The 16,531-nt window shown below is 72.8% G+C and carries 15 protein-coding genes; 8 read left to right on the plus strand and 7 right to left on the minus strand.

What is annotated here, in order from left to right:
* Positions 1-1,209, minus strand: a complete 1,209-nt coding sequence (locus tag ACIRC0_RS26340) for a cytochrome P450 (RefSeq protein ID WP_403620090.1) — start codon at positions 1,207-1,209, stop codon at positions 1-3.
* A 260-nt stretch (positions 1,210-1,469) separates the two neighbouring features.
* Here ACIRC0_RS26340 and ACIRC0_RS26345 point away from each other — a divergent pair, with 260 nt between their 5' ends.
* Positions 1,470-2,102, plus strand: coding sequence for a LysE family transporter (locus ACIRC0_RS26345; RefSeq protein WP_403620093.1), 633 nt, complete (start codon positions 1,470-1,472; stop codon positions 2,100-2,102).
* A gap of 115 nt (positions 2,103-2,217) precedes the next feature.
* Complete coding sequence (locus ACIRC0_RS26350; protein ID WP_403620096.1) at positions 2,218-2,664, plus strand: nitroreductase family deazaflavin-dependent oxidoreductase; 447 nt, start codon at positions 2,218-2,220, stop codon at positions 2,662-2,664.
* Between the two features lie 73 nt (positions 2,665-2,737).
* Here ACIRC0_RS26350 and ACIRC0_RS26355 read toward each other — a convergent pair whose 3' ends face one another.
* Both ACIRC0_RS26355 and ACIRC0_RS26360 read right to left on the minus strand, forming a co-directional pair.
* Positions 2,738-5,074 carry a SpoIIE family protein phosphatase gene (locus tag ACIRC0_RS26355; protein ID WP_403620099.1) on the minus strand — a complete coding sequence of 779 codons (2,337 nt, stop codon included), beginning with the start codon at positions 5,072-5,074 and terminating at the stop codon, positions 2,738-2,740.
* Between the two features lie 138 nt (positions 5,075-5,212).
* On the minus strand, positions 5,213-6,157 hold the full coding sequence (locus ACIRC0_RS26360; protein ID WP_403620102.1) for a cation diffusion facilitator family transporter: 945 nt from the start codon (positions 6,155-6,157) through the stop codon (positions 5,213-5,215).
* A 229-nt stretch (positions 6,158-6,386) separates the two neighbouring features.
* On the opposite strand from ACIRC0_RS26360, the gene ACIRC0_RS26365 reads away from it, so the two are divergent.
* Together ACIRC0_RS26365 and ACIRC0_RS26370 are read left to right on the plus strand one after the other, a co-directional pair.
* Positions 6,387-7,412, plus strand: coding sequence for a glutathione S-transferase family protein (locus ACIRC0_RS26365; protein ID WP_403620105.1), 1,026 nt, complete (start codon positions 6,387-6,389; stop codon positions 7,410-7,412).
* Positions 7,413-7,471: 59 nt separating this feature from the next.
* The gene (locus ACIRC0_RS26370) at positions 7,472-7,777 is read left to right on the plus strand and encodes a DUF4235 domain-containing protein (protein WP_103843591.1); all 306 of its coding nucleotides are present in this window, start codon (positions 7,472-7,474) and stop codon (positions 7,775-7,777) included.
* A 323-nt stretch (positions 7,778-8,100) separates the two neighbouring features.
* Here the strand turns inward: ACIRC0_RS26370 and ACIRC0_RS26375 are convergent, their stop codons facing one another.
* Together ACIRC0_RS26375 and ACIRC0_RS26380 are read right to left on the minus strand one after the other, a co-directional pair.
* Positions 8,101-8,493: a VOC family protein gene (locus ACIRC0_RS26375; RefSeq protein ID WP_403620109.1), complete on the minus strand. Its 393-nt coding sequence runs from the start codon at positions 8,491-8,493 to the stop codon at positions 8,101-8,103.
* A gap of 90 nt (positions 8,494-8,583) precedes the next feature.
* Entirely contained in the window at positions 8,584-9,309 is a 726-nt protein-coding gene (locus tag ACIRC0_RS26380) for a helix-turn-helix domain-containing protein (protein ID WP_403620112.1), read from the minus strand.
* Between the two features lie 175 nt (positions 9,310-9,484).
* On the opposite strand from ACIRC0_RS26380, the gene ACIRC0_RS26385 reads away from it, so the two are divergent.
* Positions 9,485-10,987, plus strand: a complete 1,503-nt coding sequence (locus ACIRC0_RS26385) for an APC family permease (RefSeq protein ID WP_403620115.1) — start codon at positions 9,485-9,487, stop codon at positions 10,985-10,987.
* Positions 10,988-11,017: 30 nt separating this feature from the next.
* On the plus strand, positions 11,018-12,649 hold the full coding sequence (locus ACIRC0_RS26390; protein ID WP_403620118.1) for an amidohydrolase: 1,632 nt from the start codon (positions 11,018-11,020) through the stop codon (positions 12,647-12,649).
* Between the two features lie 150 nt (positions 12,650-12,799).
* Here ACIRC0_RS26390 and ACIRC0_RS26395 read toward each other — a convergent pair whose 3' ends face one another.
* Positions 12,800-13,906, minus strand: coding sequence for an NAD(P)-dependent alcohol dehydrogenase (locus tag ACIRC0_RS26395; protein ID WP_403620121.1), 1,107 nt, complete (start codon positions 13,904-13,906; stop codon positions 12,800-12,802).
* Between the two features lie 25 nt (positions 13,907-13,931).
* Entirely contained in the window at positions 13,932-15,389 is a 1,458-nt protein-coding gene (locus ACIRC0_RS26400) for an aldehyde dehydrogenase family protein (RefSeq protein ID WP_403620124.1), read from the minus strand.
* 108 nt (positions 15,390-15,497) lie between these two features.
* Between ACIRC0_RS26400 and ACIRC0_RS26405 the strand changes: the two genes are divergently transcribed.
* Both ACIRC0_RS26405 and ACIRC0_RS26410 read left to right on the plus strand, forming a co-directional pair.
* On the plus strand, positions 15,498-15,926 hold the full coding sequence (locus ACIRC0_RS26405) for a MarR family winged helix-turn-helix transcriptional regulator (RefSeq protein WP_403620127.1): 429 nt from the start codon (positions 15,498-15,500) through the stop codon (positions 15,924-15,926).
* Positions 15,927-16,081: 155 nt separating this feature from the next.
* A complete protein-coding gene (locus ACIRC0_RS26410; RefSeq protein WP_403620130.1) occupies positions 16,082-16,459 on the plus strand; it encodes an anti-sigma factor antagonist in 378 nt (125 codons plus the stop codon).
* Positions 16,460-16,531: the final 72 nt, after the last annotated feature.

Consider the following 16,531-nt stretch of genomic DNA (forward strand, 5'->3'; position numbering starts at 1 on the left):
CTACCAGCTCACGGGGAGTTCCAGCATCCCCTGGACCGTGTCGCCCGGTTTGAAGGGGATCTCCTCCGCCGGGGCGGCGAGCCGCAGTCCGGGCAGCCTGTCGAAGAGGGTGCGCAGGGCGATCTCCAGCTCGGCCCGCGCCAGGTTCTGGCCGAGGCACTGGTGGATGCCGAACCCGAAGGCGACGTGGTGACGGGCCGGACGGTGCCAGTCGAGGGTGTCCGGTTCGGGGAAGGCGGTGGTGTCGCGGTTGATGACGGACGTGGAGAAAAGGACGCCCTCGTCGGCCCGGATCCTCGTACCCGCGATCTCGATGTCCTCGGTGGCCACCCGCACCAGCCCGTCGGCGATGGAGAGGAAACGCAGCAACTCCTCCACCGCGGCGGACATCAGACCCGGGTCGGCGCGCAGTTCGGCCAGCTGTTCGGGGTGGTGCAGCAGGGTGAAGGTGCCGAGGGAGATCATGTTGGCGGTCGTCTCGTGCCCGGCGACCAGCAGGAGCGTGGCCAGGGAGACCAACTCGTCCCGGTCCAGGGCGCCCTCCCGCAGTTGCTCCTGGATCAGCTCGTCGAGCAGTCCGTCCCCCGGTTCCTCGCGCTTGAGGTCGATCAGCTCCTCGAAGTACGTGTTCAGCCGGTCGCGGGCGTCCTGGGTGTCGGCCACGGACGGGCCGCGCAGCAGCCTGCGCGACTGCTCCTCGAAGAAGTCGTGGTCGGCGTACGGCACGCCGAGCAGCGCGCAGATCACCATCGACGGCAGCGGCAGCGCGAAGGCGCTCACCAGTTCGACCGGCGGGCCCGCGGCCTCCATGGCGTCCAGGAGCCGGTCGACGATGGCCTGGATGCGCGGGCGCAGTGCCGTGGCCCGCTTGAGCGTGAAGCTCGGCACCAGCATGCGGCGCTGAGCGCGGTGCTCGGGGTCGTCGACGCCGAGCAGGGCGAGCCTGCGGTTGCGGGCGGCGGCGAAGCGTGCGGTGACGGCGGGGAAGGCGGACCGGGTCCGGTCGGAGGACAGGCGCGGGTCGGCGAGCAGCGCACGGGCGGTGGCGTGCCCGGTGACCACCCACACGTCGCGGCCGTCGTAGAGGGTGACCCGGGTCAGGGGCCGGGCCGAGCGGAGCGGCTCGTAGGCGGTGGGCGGATGATAGGGGCAGGTGCGGTCCTGGGGGAAGGCGACGGGCTCTGACACGGTCGTACCGGTTTTCGTCATGAATGACCTCGCACGAAGATTCCCTTTGCCGATCATCATTAGATGCCTCGGGCACCTACAGGGCCACTCGAAGTTCGGCCAGATGCGCCGGCCGCCGCATATGGCCAAAGTAATTCGCTTGCCCGTGCGCCGCCGGTCGTCCAGGCTCTGCGCATGCCGATCACCGAAGCCTTTCTGCCGCCGTCCTGCGCCGCCGTTCGCGGGGTACGGGCGCGACAGCAGCGGTGCGGCCGGCCGCGGATGCCCGTGACTCACCTGCCGTGACCGCCGCACTCGTCGCGGGCCTGGTCGCGGGCTACGGCATCGCGGTTCCCGTCGGTGCGGTCGGCACCTACCTGGTGTCCCTGACCGCCCGTACGTCCCTGCGGACCGGAGCGTGCGCCGCGCTCGGTGTCGCCACCGCCGACGGGCTCTACGCCCTGGTGGCGACCGCCGGCGGCAGCGCTCTCGCCGCGGCGCTCCAGCCGGTGCTGGTCCCGCTGCGCTGGGCGGCGGCGCTGGTGCTGGCCGCGCTCGCCGTGCACGGCGGCGTCCGCGCTGTGCGCCGGTACCGCTCGCCGGGGACCGCCGCGACGGCCGATGCGGTGCCGCCGGGTCCCGCGCGGGCGTATCTCGGCCTGCTGGGCGTCACGCTGCTCAACCCGACCACCGTCGTCTACTTCGCCGCGCTGGTGGTCGGCAGCCGCATCACGGAGACCGTACGGATCGTGGACCAGGCGGTGTTCGTGCTCGCGGCGTTCGCCGCGTCCGCGAGCTGGCAGCTGCTCCTGGCCGGCGGCGGCGCGCTGCTCGGCCGGGCACTGACCGGGCGGCGCGGCCGGCTGGTGACGGCGCTGGTCTCCTGCGCGGTCGTCGCGGCACTGGCGATCCGGATGCCGGCCGGCGCGTGGTGAGGATGAATCCGCGGGCGGCTGGTGTTGAATCGTGAACCGCGTGGCCCGCGGCCCGGGGCACGGGTCCGGGCCCCGCGGACGAGACAGCAGTCGTACACGACGATGGGACGAAGCCATGCCTCTTGAGGGCGAGTACGAGCCCAGCCCGGAGCAGTGGGTGCGCGATCAGGTCGAACTGTACGAGAGTTCGGGCGGCACCAAGGGCACGACGCTGCTCGACACGGGGCTTCCGGTGGTCATCCTCACCACCCTCGGCGCCAAGTCCGGCAAGATCCGCAAGACTCCCGTGATGCGTGTCGAACACGAGGGACGGTACGCCGTCGTGGCCTCGCTGGGCGGCGCGCCCAAGCACCCCGTCTGGTACTACAACCTCAAGCAGCATCCCACGGTGGAGCTTCAGGACGGGCCGCAGCGACAGGAGATGACGGCCCGTGAGGTGACGGGCGAGGAGAAGGCGGTGTGGTGGGAGCGGGCGGTCGCCGCGTACCCGCCGTACGCCGACTACCAGAAGAAGACCGACCGGGTGATCCCCGTGTTCGTGCTGGAGCCGACCGGGAAGTGACCCCATCGCGCCGAGCCGCACCGGCCGCCCGCCCGTGCGGCTCGTGCGGCTCGAGCGCGGTGCGGGCCGCCGGTCAGTCCGGCAGCGGCTGTTCGGCCCATATCGTCTTTCCCTCGCTGGTCTGCCGACTGCCCCAGCGCTGGGTGAGCTGGGCGACCAGAAGCAGACCGCGGCCTCCCTCGTCGTAGGCGTGCGCGCGACGCAGATGCGGTGAGGTCGAACTGCCGTCGGAGACCTCGCAGATCAGTGAGCGGTCCCTGATCAGCCTCAGCTGGATGGGGGGCCCGCCGTAGCGGATCGCGTTGGTCACCAGTTCGCTGACGACGAGTTCCGTGACGAACCCGGCCTCGTCCAGCCCCCAGTCGGCGAGCCGGTCGACGGCGTACTGCCGGGCCGTGGCCACGGACGCGGGGTCGGGCGGAACGTCCCAGGTGCCCACCCGGTCGGCGCCCAGGGCCCGGGTGCGGGCCAGCAGCAGGGCCACGTCGTCGCCGGGCTCCTCGGACAGCACCGACTTCAGGACCGTGTCGCACAGCGCGTCGAGGGAGCCGCTCGGGGTCTGCAGGGCGCGGCACAGCTCGGTGGTGCCGTGGTCCAGGTCGCGCTCGCGGCCCTCGCCGATCAGCCCGTCCGTGTACAGGGCGATCAGCGAGCCCTCCGGCAGGTCCAGCTCCCTCGCCTCGAAGGGGAGGCCGCCGACGCCGAGCGGCGGACCCGCTGACATCGTGACGAGCCGGGCGGTGCCCTCGGGGGCGAGGACGGCCGGCGCGGGGTGTCCTGCGGCGGCCAGGGCCAGGCGGCGGGTGACGGGATCGTAGACCGCGTACAGGCAGGTCGCGCCGAGTTCGCCCACCTCGTCACCGCCCTCGCCCGTGGCCAGGTGGATGACCAGGTCGTCCAGGTGGGTGAGGAGTTCGTCGGGGGGCAGGTCCACGTCGGCCAGGGTCCGCACGGCCGTGCGCAGCCGGCCCATGGTGGCCGAGGAGCGGATGCCGTGCCCGACGACGTCACCGACGACGAGGGCGACCCTGCTGCCGGACAGCGGGATCACGTCGAACCAGTCACCGCCGATTCCGGCCAGCGATCCGGACGGCAGATAGCGGTGGGCCACCTCCACCGCGGCCTGGCCTGGCAGGCCGCGTGGCAGCAGGCTGTGCTGCAGGGCGAGCGCGGTCGCGCGTTCGCGGGCGAAGCGGCGGGCGTTGTCGACGCAGACGGCCGCCCGGCTCGCCAGCTCCTCGGCGAGCACGGCGTCGTCCGCGGCGTAGGGGTCGGGGTTGACGATGCGCACGAGCACCGCGACGCCCAGGGTGGTGCCGCGGGCCCGCAGCGGCACCGCCACCAGGGAGTGCGCGTCCCTGCGGTACGCGGAGTCGCCCACCCCCCGGGCGTTGCGCTCCTGCACCCAGCGGTCGAAGTCGGGTTCGCCGGCCCCGCGCAGCACGGCGCGGCCCCCGCGCAGGGCCCGAGCGGGCGGCGAGAAGGGAGAGTAGGTGTCGACGTCTCCCAGCCGGACGGCCGCCTCGGGCGTGCCCTCGGTGACCGACCGGTGGGCGATGCGGCGCAGGACGACGTCTCCCTCCGCCTCAACGAACGGTTCCTCCGCGCCGAGAACCCAGTCGAGCAGATCCACACTGGCGAAGTCGGCGAACCCGGGGACGACCACCTCCAGCAGCTCCCCGGCGGTGCGCGGCACGTCCAGCGTGGTGCCGATGACGGTGGCGGCCTCGTTGAGCAGGACCAGGCGCCGACGCGCCCAGTACTGCTCACTGTTGTCGACGGCCGACATGGCCACCGCGGTCATCTCGCCGGGTGCGCCGCACACCGGCCACATGTCGATGGTCCAGGCGTGCTCCCGGCGCTCCGACGGGGCGCGGGTGTAGCTCTCGTAGTGCACGGGGAGCCCGGTCTCGGCGACCCGGCGCAGCTGGCTGTGGAAGCGCCGGGCGGACTCGTCGTCGGCCACCGTGTCCGGCAGGTACCGCCCGGTCAACGTGTCCGCGTCGACCTGCAGGATCTCGCCGGCCCTGTCGTTGGCGCGGATGTAGCGCTGCCCCAGGTCGAAGACGGACATCGCGACCGGCGCCTGCTGGAAAGCCCTGGCGACCAGCGCCGAGTCCGCCGTGGCGGGCGCGGTGGTGACCACGAATCCCTGCGGGGAGCCGTCCACCCCCGTCACGGGGTGCACGCTCAGGCACAGCGGGACGGCATGGCCGTCGCGGTGGCGCAGGACGGCGGTGCCGGTCAGGGCGGTCAGCCCCGGCAGCGGTACGTCCTCGGCGAGCAGCTCCTGTGCGGCGCGTCCCACGACCTCCTCGGCCGTGTATCCCGTCAGCCGCCGGGCACCCTCGCTCCATCCCGTCAGCGTGCCCCGGGCATCGACGATCGCCGCAGCGGCGGCTTCCTCCATATTCTCAGAATGATCCCTGGGGTGCGTTGCCTCAACCGGGCGCCGGGCACCGGGCGCGGCGGCCGCGGTCGTACGGTGCACGCGCGCGGCCCGTCGGAACTCACCTGCATGAGGCGCTCCGCGCGGGGCAACCGTCCCTCAGGCCCCGCCGTGTTCCCCCGTCGCGGCGGGGCTCTTCGCGTGCGTGTCCGGGTGCGGGGACGCCGCGCGGGTCGGGGCGTCCGTGATGTCGAGGAAGATCTGGTCGGCCTGGGGGACCTCCCGGGTGAGCGAGCGCTTGATGCGCACCGCGACGTCCTCGACCTCCTCGCTGTCCAGGCCGGGGACGAGGTCGATCCGGGCGGCGACCAGGATGGACTCCAGGCCCAGCTGCATGGTCTGCAGCGCCTCCACGCTGTCGATCTCGGACTGTGCCTGCAGCAGCTCCCGGATCCGGCGGCTGAGGTCGGGATCGGCGGCCTGGCCGATCAGCTGGTCGCGGGCGTCACGGCCGAGCCGGAAGGCGACGTACACGAGCAGCGCGCCGATCGCCAGCGACGCGGACGCCTCCCACACGACCTGCCCGGTGACCATGTGCAGCGCCATGCCGACGATCGCGAGGACCACGCCCAGCACCGCCGTGCTGTCCTCGGCGAGGACCGTCCGCAGCGCCGGGTCCCGCAACGCCCGCAGGGACGTGCCGTGCTGCCGGCGCACCTGGTGCAGGGCCCGCACCAGGGAGACGCCCTCCGACACCAGCGCCACCCCGAGCACCACGAGCCCGGCGACATAGCCGCTGTGCGACTCCTCCGCGCCGCTCTTCAGCGCCTCGAAGCCCTGGAAGAAGGAGAAGCAGCCGCCCATGACGAAGATGCCGACGGCCGCGAGGAGCGACCAGAAGAACCGTTCCTTGCCGTAACCGAAGGGGTGGCGCCGGTCGGCCGGGCGGCGACTGCGGCGCAGCGCGGCCAGCAGGAAGATCTCGTTCAGGCTGTCCGCGACGGAGTGCGCCGCCTCCGACAGCAGCGCCGGCGAGCCGGCGAGGAGTCCTCCCACGGCCTTGGCCACGGCGATCAGCAGGTTGGCGCCGAGCGCCACGAGCACCGTGACACGCGTGCTGCCGTCCGAGGACCCGTCGCGCCGCTCCGGCTCGTGTCGCGGCGGCCCGTCGTCCGAGGGCGTCCGTGTGACTGCCGTACTGTCCCGTTCCGTATCCGAGGATGTCCCGCTCACCTCGCCCGATTGCCCCCATCCGCGTCTCTCACACGGTGTCGGGACGCAAATCGGGGAACCCGAGCGGCGTGCGACGGACGCCGGTGCGAGGAGGGGCCGTATGACCGACGGCAACAGCGAGTACAGCAACAGCGCGTACGGGAAGAAGCAGTTCAAGCGGTCCAGGAGCCACTTCGCCGACCGCATCACCGCTGATGGGCGCGACGGCTGGCCGGTGGAGGCCGGCCGCTACCGGCTGGTGGCCAGCCGGGCCTGCCCGTGGGCGAGCCGGGCCGTGATCTCGCGGCGGCTGCTGGGGCTCGAGGACGCCCTGTCGCTGGCCATCGCCGATCCCATCCAGGACGACCGCAGCTGGCGGTTCACCCTCGACCCCGACGGCCGTGATCCCGTGCTCGGCATCCGCTACCTCAGCGAGGCCTACGACGCCCGTGAGACGGGGTACCCCGGCGGGGTCAGCGTGCCCGCGGTCGTGGACGTGCCGAGCGGCCGGCTGGTCACGAACGACTACCAGCAGATCACTCTGGACCTGGCCACCGAGTGGACGTCCCTGCACCGCAGCGGCGCCCCCGACCTCTACCCGGAGCGGTTGCGCGACGAGATCGACGACGTGATGCGCCTCGTGTACAAGGACGTCAACAACGGCGTGTACCGGGCCGGTTTCGCCCACGAGCAGAAGGAGTACGAGGAGGCGTGCACGGATGTGTTCCGCCGGCTGGAGTGGCTGTCGGAGCGCCTGGCCGGCCAGCGCTACCTGGTCGGTGACACGATCACCGAGGCCGACATCCGGCTGTTCACGACGCTGGTCCGTTTCGACGCCGTCTACCACGGTCACTTCAAGTGCAACCGCTGGAAGCTGGCGGAGGACCCGGTGCTGTGGGCGTACGCCCGCGATCTGTTCCAGACGCCCGGCTTCGGCGACACCGTCGACTTCGACCACATCAAGCGGCACTACTACCAGGTGCACACGGGCATCAATCCCACCGGGATCGTGCCGCTGGGACCGGACCTGGCCGGCTGGCTCACGCCGCACGGCCGGGAGGACCTCGGCGGGCGCCCGTTCGGTGACGGGACGCCGCCGGGGCCGGTGCCCGCGGGCGAGCGGGTTCCGGCCGACGGGCAGCCGTGAGGCGACCTGGGCACGTACGCACAGGGCACGGACACACACGGACACACAAGGAGGGAAACGTGGCCCACGACAAGAAGAAGCCGAAGCTCCCGCTCGTCTACCGGCCCGTCGGGTTCGCCCTCGGCTGGGCGAGCGGGGCCCTCGCGGGGTACGCCTTCCGGGCGACATGGAAGGCGATACGCCACGAGGACGACGCGCCCGACGCGCTGGACCGGGACCGCGGCTGGGGCGAGGTGCTGCTCGCCGCGGCGCTCCAGGGCGCCCTGTTCGCGGTCGCGCGCAGCCTGGCGGACCGGACGGGGGCGAAGGCGATCGAACGGTCGACGGGCGTGTGGCCGGGCGGGGACAAGGGCGGCCGGGACTGAACCTCCACGCACGGGCCGGGACGCACCTCACTCCGGCGCCGGGACCGAGCGTCGCACGCCCGGCTCCCGGGCGCCGGGGCCGAGCAGCGCCCCCCGTCCCCAGGGGCCGACACCGAGCAGCGCCCCCGCCCCCGGGGCCGACACCCAGCAGCGCCCCCGCCCCCGATCGCCGACACCCAGCAGCGCCCCCGCCCCCGATCGCCGGTAAGGAGCGGCGCTGCCCCTCCCCCTCCCCCCCCGGGCAGGTCCCCCCGGGCAGGTCCTGTGCGTCTCACCCCCGGTGAGCCCGTGCCCGGCCAGGCGGGCGCGCGGACGTCGTCGCCTCACCCCTGTTTCGGTGCCGTGGCCCTCGTGCGCCGCAGGGTGAAGGAGTGGCCGGCCGGGTCGGCGTAGCCACGTTCCTCGAACGGGCCCGGCGCCTCTTTCGCCTCCAGCGGGCGCCCGCCCAGGGAGACCACCCTGCGCTCGGCCTCGTCGAGGTCCTGCGCCAGGAAGTCGAGGTGGACCTGGAGGGAGTTCTCGGGGCGGGGCCAGCTGGGCGGGGTGGCGTTGACGTCGCGGCGGAACGCCATCCGGAACCCGTCGGCGCTGCGGATCTCCACCCGGTTCGCGGTGGCGTCGGTCTCCTCGGCGCCGAGCAGGTCCTTGTAGAACGCGGCGAGTTTCTCGGGCTCGGCGCAGTCCAGGACCACGACGCCCGCCAGTACCGTGGGCATGCTTCCTCCTCGGGGCGCGGGCGGGCCCGTGCCCGCCCGCATACGCTCCCGGGTATCCGCAGCCCCCGTTTTCAGTCCGTCACGACCCGCTCACCCCCCGGCGCCGGCGGGCCTCTTGACCTCCGCCAGCCGCGCCGCCGCCGCGGACAGCAGCAGGCCGAGCGCGACCGGATAGGAGCCGTGACGCATGTCGGCGACGAGATGGCGGGCCGTCGCCGCGATGTTCGGGTGCGTCTCGGCGGGCAGCCGGGCGTAGGTGGCGCTCCACACCTCCGTCTCCGCCTCGCGGGCCGTGCGCGGAAGGGACGCGTTCGCCGCGTCGAGGGCGGCGAAGGCCAGCGCCTGGTCGACGAACGCGTGGTAGATCCGTACGGCCTCGCGGTCCGGGAACCCGGCCCCGCGCAGTACCCCGAGGATCGTCTCCACGGCCTCGATCTCGTGCACCCGGCCGGTCACCCGGTAGGCGCTGAGCACGGACGCCTGCGGATGGGCGAGCGCCCCGGCGTGCATGCGCAGTCCCAGGTCCCACAGGTCGGCGCGCCACTGTCCGGTGGGGCGCCATACGCGCAGCGTCCGGCCGATGAGTTCGTCGGCGATGGCGAGTAGCAGGTCGTCGGTGTCCCGGAAGTACCGGTACAGCGCGGTGGGGTCGGCGCCGAGGGCGCGGCCGAGGCGGCGCACGGTGAGGGCGTCGGCGCCGTGTTCCTTCAGCAGCCGCATCGCGGTGTCGATGATGAGCTCCTCGGTCAGGACGACACCGGTCTTGGTGGGGCGCCTGCGCCGGCGCGCTGCGGGTGGAACCACTCGGTCGGTCATGGGCTCTCCCGACTGCTGTCCAGGGGCGGCCGACGGCCCGCGCGGGCCCGGCGGCGGCCCTTCGGTCCGGGTGCGGGCACCTTATGTCAACAGCGTTGACCTGTTAAGGCCCCGAGCAGTTTCATTTCCGGTCACCGGGGCTCATTCCGGCCCCCTGGTGCGATCGGAGCCCGTCATGACACGGACCCCCTATGGCGCGGCCCCGCCCGCGCAACCCTCCCTCCGCAAGTCTCTGGGCGTCGTGGACGGCGTCGCCATCGCCGCCTCCAGCACGGCGGCCACCACCAGTATCGGCATCGGGCTCGGGGTGACGGCCGGTGTGGTGGGGCTGCATCTGCCGGCCATCATGCTGCTCGCCTTCCTGCCGATCCTGGGCATCGCGGGCGCCTACTCCCGGCTGAACCGTGTGGAGCCCAACGCCGGCAACGGCTATGTGTGGGTGGGCCGTTCGCTCACGCCCTGGCTGGGCTTCCTGGTCGGCTGGGTGAACATCGTGGCCACGGTGGCGTTCCTCGCCTACACCACGGCCGTGACGGGTTCGGCGGTGCTGCAACTGGCCGGGGAGGCCGGTCTGCACCGGGTCGCCGGGCTGGCCCTCGACCCGGGTTCGACCGCGCAGACGACGGCGGTGGGCCTGGTGGTCCTGGTCGTGGTCACCCTGACCGCCGTCACCGGTGTGCGCACCGCGGCCCGGCTGCAGAGCGGGCTGCTCGTCTTCGAGTACGCGGTCCTGCTGGGCTTCTGCGGCTACGGCATCGTCACCGGCCCGCACCCGTTCCGGCTGAGCTGGTTCGACCCGTTCGCCATCCCGTCGGCGTCGGCGCTCGCACAGGGGCTGCTGCTGTCGGTGTTCTGCTACTGGGGCTTCGAGGCGGCGTTCAGCGTGAACGAGGAGGTGCGCGACGCGCGGGACGCCTCCCGCGCCGGGATCACCACGCTGCTGACCATGCTCGCCTTGTTCCTGCTCGGCTCGGTCGCCTTCCAACGGGTGCTCTCGCAGCAGGAGTTGGCGGGTCACGGCCCGCAGGGCCTGGCGTACTTCGGCGACCGGCTGGCCTCCCAGCCGCTGGCCGCGCTGCCACTGGTGGCGCTGATGTTCTCGGCGGTGGCCTCGCTGCAGGCGGGGGTGATCCCGACGGCGCGCGCCATGTTCGCGATGAGCCGGGACCGGACGCTGGGGACGGTGTGGGCGAAGGTCAGCCCGCGCTACGGGACGCCGGCCGCCGGAACGCTGCTGATCGGCGGGCTGGCCGCCGCGGTCGCCGCGCTGTCGCTGGTCATCCCCCGCCTCTCCGACATGATCCTGGCGACGGTCAACGCGGTGGGCATCGTGGTCTCGCTCTCCTACGCACTCACCGCGCTCGCGGCGGCCGCCCGCTTCCGGGGGCTGCTGCGACAGGACTGGCGGCAGGGGATCCGGGCGGTGGTGCTGCCCGCGCTGAGCGCGCTCGCGCTGCTCGGGCTCGGCGGCTACCTCGGCTGGTCCTTCTACACCTCCACCGACCACCTCGCGCTCCGCGCGGACAACGGCTGGTTCCTGCTGCTGATGCCCACGCTGATGGTGGCCTCCGGCTTCGTGGCGGCGGCCTGGGCCAAGTGGGTGCGCAGATCGCCGTACTTCCGCACGGGGCACGGCACGGACGCCGACGCGCCCCAGCTCCTCGCCACCCACAGCTGATCACCGTCCCCTCGTCAAGAAACGGACACCATGCAGGCCGATCTCCTCTTCACCGGCGGTCCCGTCCTCACCCCCGACGGGCCCGTCACCACCTCGGTCGCGGTCGTGGGCGACCGGATCGCCGCCGTCGGCGACACCGCTGCACGGGAACTGACCGGTACGAGGACCGAGGTCGTCGACCTCGCCGGACGGCTGCTGCTGCCCGGCTTCCAGGACGCGCACATCCATCCGGTGCCCGCCGGCCTGGAGATGGCCCAGTGCGATCTCACCTGGACGAAGACCGCCGAGGAGACCGTCGCCGCGGTACGGGCGTACGCCGAGGCGCACCCCGACCGGGAGTGGATCACCGGTGGGGGCTGGTCCATGGAGGCCTTCGAGGGCGGTGCCCCGACCCGGGAACTGCTCGACGCGGTCGTCCCGGACCGGCCGGTGTACCTGCCCAACCGCGACCATCACGGCGCCTGGGTCAACAGCCGGGCCCTGGAGCGTGCGGGGGTCACCCGGGACACTCCGGACCCGGCCGACGGGCGGATCGAGCGCGACGCGTCCGGGGAGCCCTCGGGCATGCTCCAGGAAGGGGCGATGCGGTACGTCGGCCGGCTCACGCCCGCGGCCACCGCGGGCGACCGGCTCGCCGCGCTGCTGCACGCCCAGCGGCATCTGCACGCGCTCGGCGTCACGGCCTGGCAGGACGCGCTCGTCGGCGACTTCCTGGGCATGGACGACCCGTCCGACGCCTATCTGACCGCCGCCCGCGAGGGTTCGCTGACCGCGCGGGTCGTCGGTGCCCTGTGGTGGGACCGCGGTCGCGGCGCCGAGCAGATACCCGAACTCGTCGAGCGACGGGCCGCGTCGAGCCACGGCAGGTTCCGCGCGGGAAGCGTCAAGCTGATGCTGGACGGGGTCGCCGAGACCGGCACGGCGGCGCTCCTCGACCCGTACCTGGACGCCTGCGGCTGCGCCACCGCCAACCGGGGCACCAGCTTCGTCGACCCGGAGCGGCTGCCGTCGTACGTCACCGAGCTGGACGCGCTGGGCTTCCAGTGCCACTTCCACGCGCTGGGCGACCGGGCCGTACGGGACGCGCTGGACGCCGTCGAGGCGGCCCGCAAGGCCAACGGGCCGAGCGACACCCGGCCGCATCTGGCGCATCTGCAGATCGTGCACCCCGACGACGTGCCCCGCTTCGCGCAGCTCGGCGCGACGGCGAACATCCAGCCGCTGTGGGCGGCGCACGAGCCGCAGATGGACGAGCTGACGATCCCGTTCCTCGGCCCCGAACGGGCCGCCCGGCAGTATCCGTTCGGGGCGCTGCTGCGGGCCGGGGCGACCCTGGCGGCGGGCAGCGACTGGCCGGTGAGCAGCCCCGATCCGCTGCAGGGCGTCCATGTCGCCGTCAACCGGGTGCTTCCCGGCGGCTCGCGTCCGGCGTTCCTGCCCGAGGAGCGCATCGGCCTCACGGACGCGCTGACGGCGTACACGGCGGGGTCGGCGTACGTGAACCATCTGGACGACACCGGGACCGTGTGTCCGGGCGCGCTGGCGGACCTGGTGGTGCTGGACCGCGACCCGTACGCCGGGCCGCCCGAGGCGATCGGCGAAACGCGGGTGGCGCTCACCTATGTCGGGGGCGCGTGCGTGTACGCGGCGCCGGACGCCTGAGGGCCGCCCGGGGGTTGGAGTGTCAGCGGGCCGCCCGGAACCGTCCGCCGTGGACGTTCCGGGCGGCCGGTGCCGCCGAGGCGCACGCGCCCGGCGGCACCGGCCGGACCACGGACATGCCGGTGCTGCCCGTGGACCGACGGCGCCCGCTCAGAAGGTGAGCACGGGCTTGATCGTCTTGCCGGCGCTCATGTCCCGCACCGCCTGGTCGATCTCCGCGAACGGATAGGTGCCGATCAGGCGGTCCAGCGGGAGCCGCCCCTCCTTGACCAGCTGGACGAGGGCCGGGATGAAGGTCTGGGTCTCGCTGTCCCCCAGGGTGATGCCCACGATCTGCTTGCCGGGCAGCAAGCCGTTGACGTCCAGGGCGACTTCGGTGCCGAAGGGCGGGGCGCCGACGACGACCAGGGTGCCGCGGGCGGCCAGCGCGTCGGCGCCCTGGCGCAGCACGGCCACGCTGCCGGTGGTCTCGACGACGCCGTCGGCTCCCTGGCCGTCGGTCAGCAGCGCGAGCGCTTCTGCGAGGTCGGCCTCGGACGCGTTGACGGTGTGCGTGGCGCCCAGTTCCTTGGCCAGGGCGAGGCGTTCGGCGACCCGGTCGACGGCGATGATCCTGGCGGCGGGGGTGAGGGCGGCGGCCATCACCGCCGACAGGCCCACCGCTCCGGCGCCGAGGACGACGAGCGTGCTGCCCGCGCGGGGCCTGAGCACGTTCCACACGGCGCCGACCCCGGTCTGCACCCCGCAGCCGAGCGGGGCGATGGAGGCGAGCGGCACCTCCGGGTCGACCTTGACCAGGCTGCGCTCGTCCACCAGGGCCCGTTCGGCGAAGGAGGACTGGCCGAAGAAGTGGCCGCCCAGGGGGGTGCCGTCGCGGCTGATGGTGCTGGTGCCGTCGGCGCGGCGGCCGCCGATCAGGTTCAGCGGCAGCCAGGTGGCGCAGTACGCCGGGTGCCCGTCGCGGCAGTTGCGGCAGCCGCCGCAGGAGGTGAAGGACAGCACGACGTGGTCACCGGGCTCGACGCCCGTCACATCCGGTCCGACGGCCTCGACGACGCCGGCCCCCTCGTGGCCGAGGACGCCGGGCAGCGGGAACGGCAGTCCGCCGCTCGCCACGCCGAGGTCGGTGTGGCACAGGCCGGTGGCGACCATGCGGACCAGGGCCTCGCCCGGGCCCGGGTCGTCGAGTTCCACCTCGGAGAGCGTGAAGGGCGCTCCCCCGGACTCGACCACGGCGGCGCGTGTGGTGGTGGTCATGCGGTGAACTCCTTTGCGCGGTCGCTCAGTCGAGCGAGACGAGGACGGACTTGACCTTGGTGTAGGCGGCGAGGGCCTCGGGCCCGTACTCGCGGCCGAAGCCGGAGTCCTTGACGCCGCCGAAGGGGAGCGCGGGGTCGAGCATGGCCCAGTCGTTGATCCAGACGATGCCGGCCTGCAGCCGCCCGGCGACGCGGTGGGCGCGGGCCAGGTTGGTGGTCTGCACGCCCGAAGCCAGGCCGTACGGCGTGGAGTTGGCCAGTGCCACCGCCTCGTCCTCGGAGTCGAAGGGCTGCACGGTGAGGACGGGGCCGAAGATCTCCTCCTGGACGACCCGGGAGTCGTTGGACAGGCCGGTGATCACGGTCGGCTTGTAGTAGTAGCCGCCGCCCAGGTCGAGCCGTTCACCGCCGACGACGATCCGGGCGCCCTCCTTGCGGGCCAGTTCGACGTACTCCTCGACCTTCTTCAGGTGCTTCTCCCCCGCCATCGGCCCGACGACGGTGCCCGGATCGCGCGGGTCGCCGACGGGCACCTGGGCGACCGCCTCCGCGAGGATGCCGACCACGGTGTCGTGCACCGGCCGGGCGACCAGCAGCCGGGGTCCGGCCATGCAGAACTGGCCGGTGTTGAAGACGAAGCCCTTGATGATCGCGCCGATCGCCTTCTCGAGGTCGGCGTCCTCGAAGACGACGTGCGCGGCGTTGCCGCCCAGCTCCATCATCACGGTCTTGAGCCCTCCGCCCGCCACGCTCGCCACGTGCCGGCCGACCGCGGTGGAACCGGTGAAGGCGACCTTGTCGACGCCGGGGTTGCGCAGCAGTGCCTCGCCCGCCACCGGGCCCGTGCCGGTGACGACGTTGACCACGCCGTCGGGCACACCGGCCTGCGCCAGCAGGCGTGCCATGTACAGGGCGCTGAGCGGGGTCTCCTCGGCGGGCTTGTGCACCACGGTGTTGCCGGCCGCGAGGGCGGGGGCGAGCTTGGAACCGGAGAGGATCAGCGGGAAGTTGAAGGGCGTGATGGCCGCGACCACGCCGAGCGGCTCGCGCCGGGTGTAGGCGAAGGCGCCCAGGGGGGTGTCGCGGGTCGCGCCGTCCTGGCTCTGTGCGAGGGAGGCGTAGTACTCGTAGTCGTTGGCCGCGTTCGTGACGTCCACGGCGCCGCACAGCGAGATCGGCTTGCCGACGTCCAGGCTCTCCAGGGCGGCGATCTCTTCGGCGTTGGCGCGGATCAGCTCCGCGACGCGGTGCAGCACGCGTCCGCGCTCACGGCCGCTCATCCGGGGCCACGGCCCGGAGTCGAAGGCCTCCCGGGCCGCGCGTACGGCGGCGTCGACGTCGGAGGCGGCCGCCTCGGCGACGGTCGTGATCACCTGGCCGGTGGACGGGTCGATGACATCCATGCGGGCGCCGTCCGCGGCCTCGCGCCACTGGCCGCCGATGAACAGCTGCCCGGGATCGGTGTCGAAGGTGGTGGTCATGGCCCACTCCCCAGCGTTGGTGATCGCCAAAAGTTCAACAAACAGGATTCCTGTTGGTCCGCAGTCTGATTACGGACAGGTTTCCTGTCAATGGTCTAGGGTGCACGCATGGTCGGTACACAGACACGCCCATCGTTGCTCTACATGGTCAAGCAGGTGGAACTCGTGGTGCGCTCGCACCTGGACGAGCTGGTCAGGCCCGAGGGCATCACAGCCCTGCAGTACACGGCCCTCACCGTCCTGGAGCGCCACGACGGGCTGTCGGCGGCCCAGCTGGCCCGCGACTCGTTCGTCACCGCACAGTCCATGGCCGATCTCGTACGGTCACTGGAGAGCCGCGGCCTGGTGCGACGGGAGCGCAATCCGCGCAACCGCCGGGAACTGCTGATCCTGCTGACCGACACCGGGCGCGAACTGCTGGCGCGGGTCGCCGGTCCGGTGCGGGAGCTGGAGGAGCGGATGGTCCGCGACCTCACGTCCCACCAGGCCGACCAGTTCCGTCAGGCGCTGTCGAAGGCCTGGCACGCGTTGTCGTAGGTCCGCCGCGACCGAACGAGCGTCCCCGCCGCGACCTTCACCGGCGACTCGCCCTCAATTCGAAGACATATGTCAATCGAACATGCTCAAATTCACTCTACCGAGGGTAAGTTGCAGGCTGGCGCGAGGAGTTGGCGGGGGGAGGGGATGTCGACGTGGGGCAGGATCCTGCACCGCTCACCCGGCACCTGCGCATCCACCGGGACCGCGGTCACACGGTGCTGGAGTTCCACGGCGAGATCGACATCCTCGCCGCGGTGGAGATCATCCCGTTCCTGGACTCCGCGACGATCCGGCGCGCCCCGCGCATCGTCATCGACCTGCGTCCGGTGGAGTTCTTCGACTGCTCCGGGCTGCGCCTGCTGTACCGGGCCCGGCGCCGCGTGCTCGCGCGGGGCGGCACACTGCATCTGGTGTGCACCCATCCGCTGACCCTGCGCATCCTGCGCCTGACCGGGCTGGCGGCCGTGCTGCCGCCCGCGGCGTCGCTCGAGGAGATCCTGGGCGAGTCGGAGTCCGCCGGATCCCTGTAGCCCGTTCGGGACGCGGCGGAAACGGAGAGCGGCGGGACCTGTCCGAACCGGGCAGGTCCCGCCGCTCTTCCC

Origin of the sequence: Streptomyces sp. NPDC093984 (genome assembly GCF_044764595.1) — a bacterium.
GTDB classification, from domain to species: Bacteria; Actinomycetota; Actinomycetes; order Streptomycetales; family Streptomycetaceae; genus Streptomyces; species Streptomyces cynarae.

What these genes read in the sequence shown, in the direction of transcription:
- ACIRC0_RS26390 (WP_403620118.1), top strand. Translation starts at nt 11,018, where the DNA reads ATGCAGGCCGATCTCCTCTTCACCGGCGGTCCCGTCCTCACCCCCGAC.
- ACIRC0_RS26365 (WP_403620105.1), top strand. Translation starts at nt 6,387, where the DNA reads ATGACCGACGGCAACAGCGAGTACAGCAACAGCGCGTACGGGAAGAAG.
- ACIRC0_RS26355 (WP_403620099.1), bottom strand. Translation starts at nt 5,074, where the DNA reads ATGGAGGAAGCCGCCGCTGCGGCGATCGTCGATGCCCGGGGCACGCTG.
- ACIRC0_RS26340 (WP_403620090.1), bottom strand. Translation starts at nt 1,209, where the DNA reads ATGACGAAAACCGGTACGACCGTGTCAGAGCCCGTCGCCTTCCCCCAG.
- ACIRC0_RS26385 (WP_403620115.1), top strand. Translation starts at nt 9,485, where the DNA reads ATGACACGGACCCCCTATGGCGCGGCCCCGCCCGCGCAACCCTCCCTC.
- ACIRC0_RS26375 (WP_403620109.1), bottom strand. Translation starts at nt 8,493, where the DNA reads ATGCCCACGGTACTGGCGGGCGTCGTGGTCCTGGACTGCGCCGAGCCC.
- ACIRC0_RS26380 (WP_403620112.1), bottom strand. Translation starts at nt 9,309, where the DNA reads ATGACCGACCGAGTGGTTCCACCCGCAGCGCGCCGGCGCAGGCGCCCC.
- ACIRC0_RS26405 (WP_403620127.1), top strand. Translation starts at nt 15,498, where the DNA reads ATGGTCGGTACACAGACACGCCCATCGTTGCTCTACATGGTCAAGCAG.
- ACIRC0_RS26400 (WP_403620124.1), bottom strand. Translation starts at nt 15,389, where the DNA reads ATGACCACCACCTTCGACACCGATCCCGGGCAGCTGTTCATCGGCGGC.
- ACIRC0_RS26395 (WP_403620121.1), bottom strand. Translation starts at nt 13,906, where the DNA reads ATGACCACCACCACACGCGCCGCCGTGGTCGAGTCCGGGGGAGCGCCC.
- ACIRC0_RS26350 (WP_403620096.1), top strand. Translation starts at nt 2,218, where the DNA reads ATGCCTCTTGAGGGCGAGTACGAGCCCAGCCCGGAGCAGTGGGTGCGC.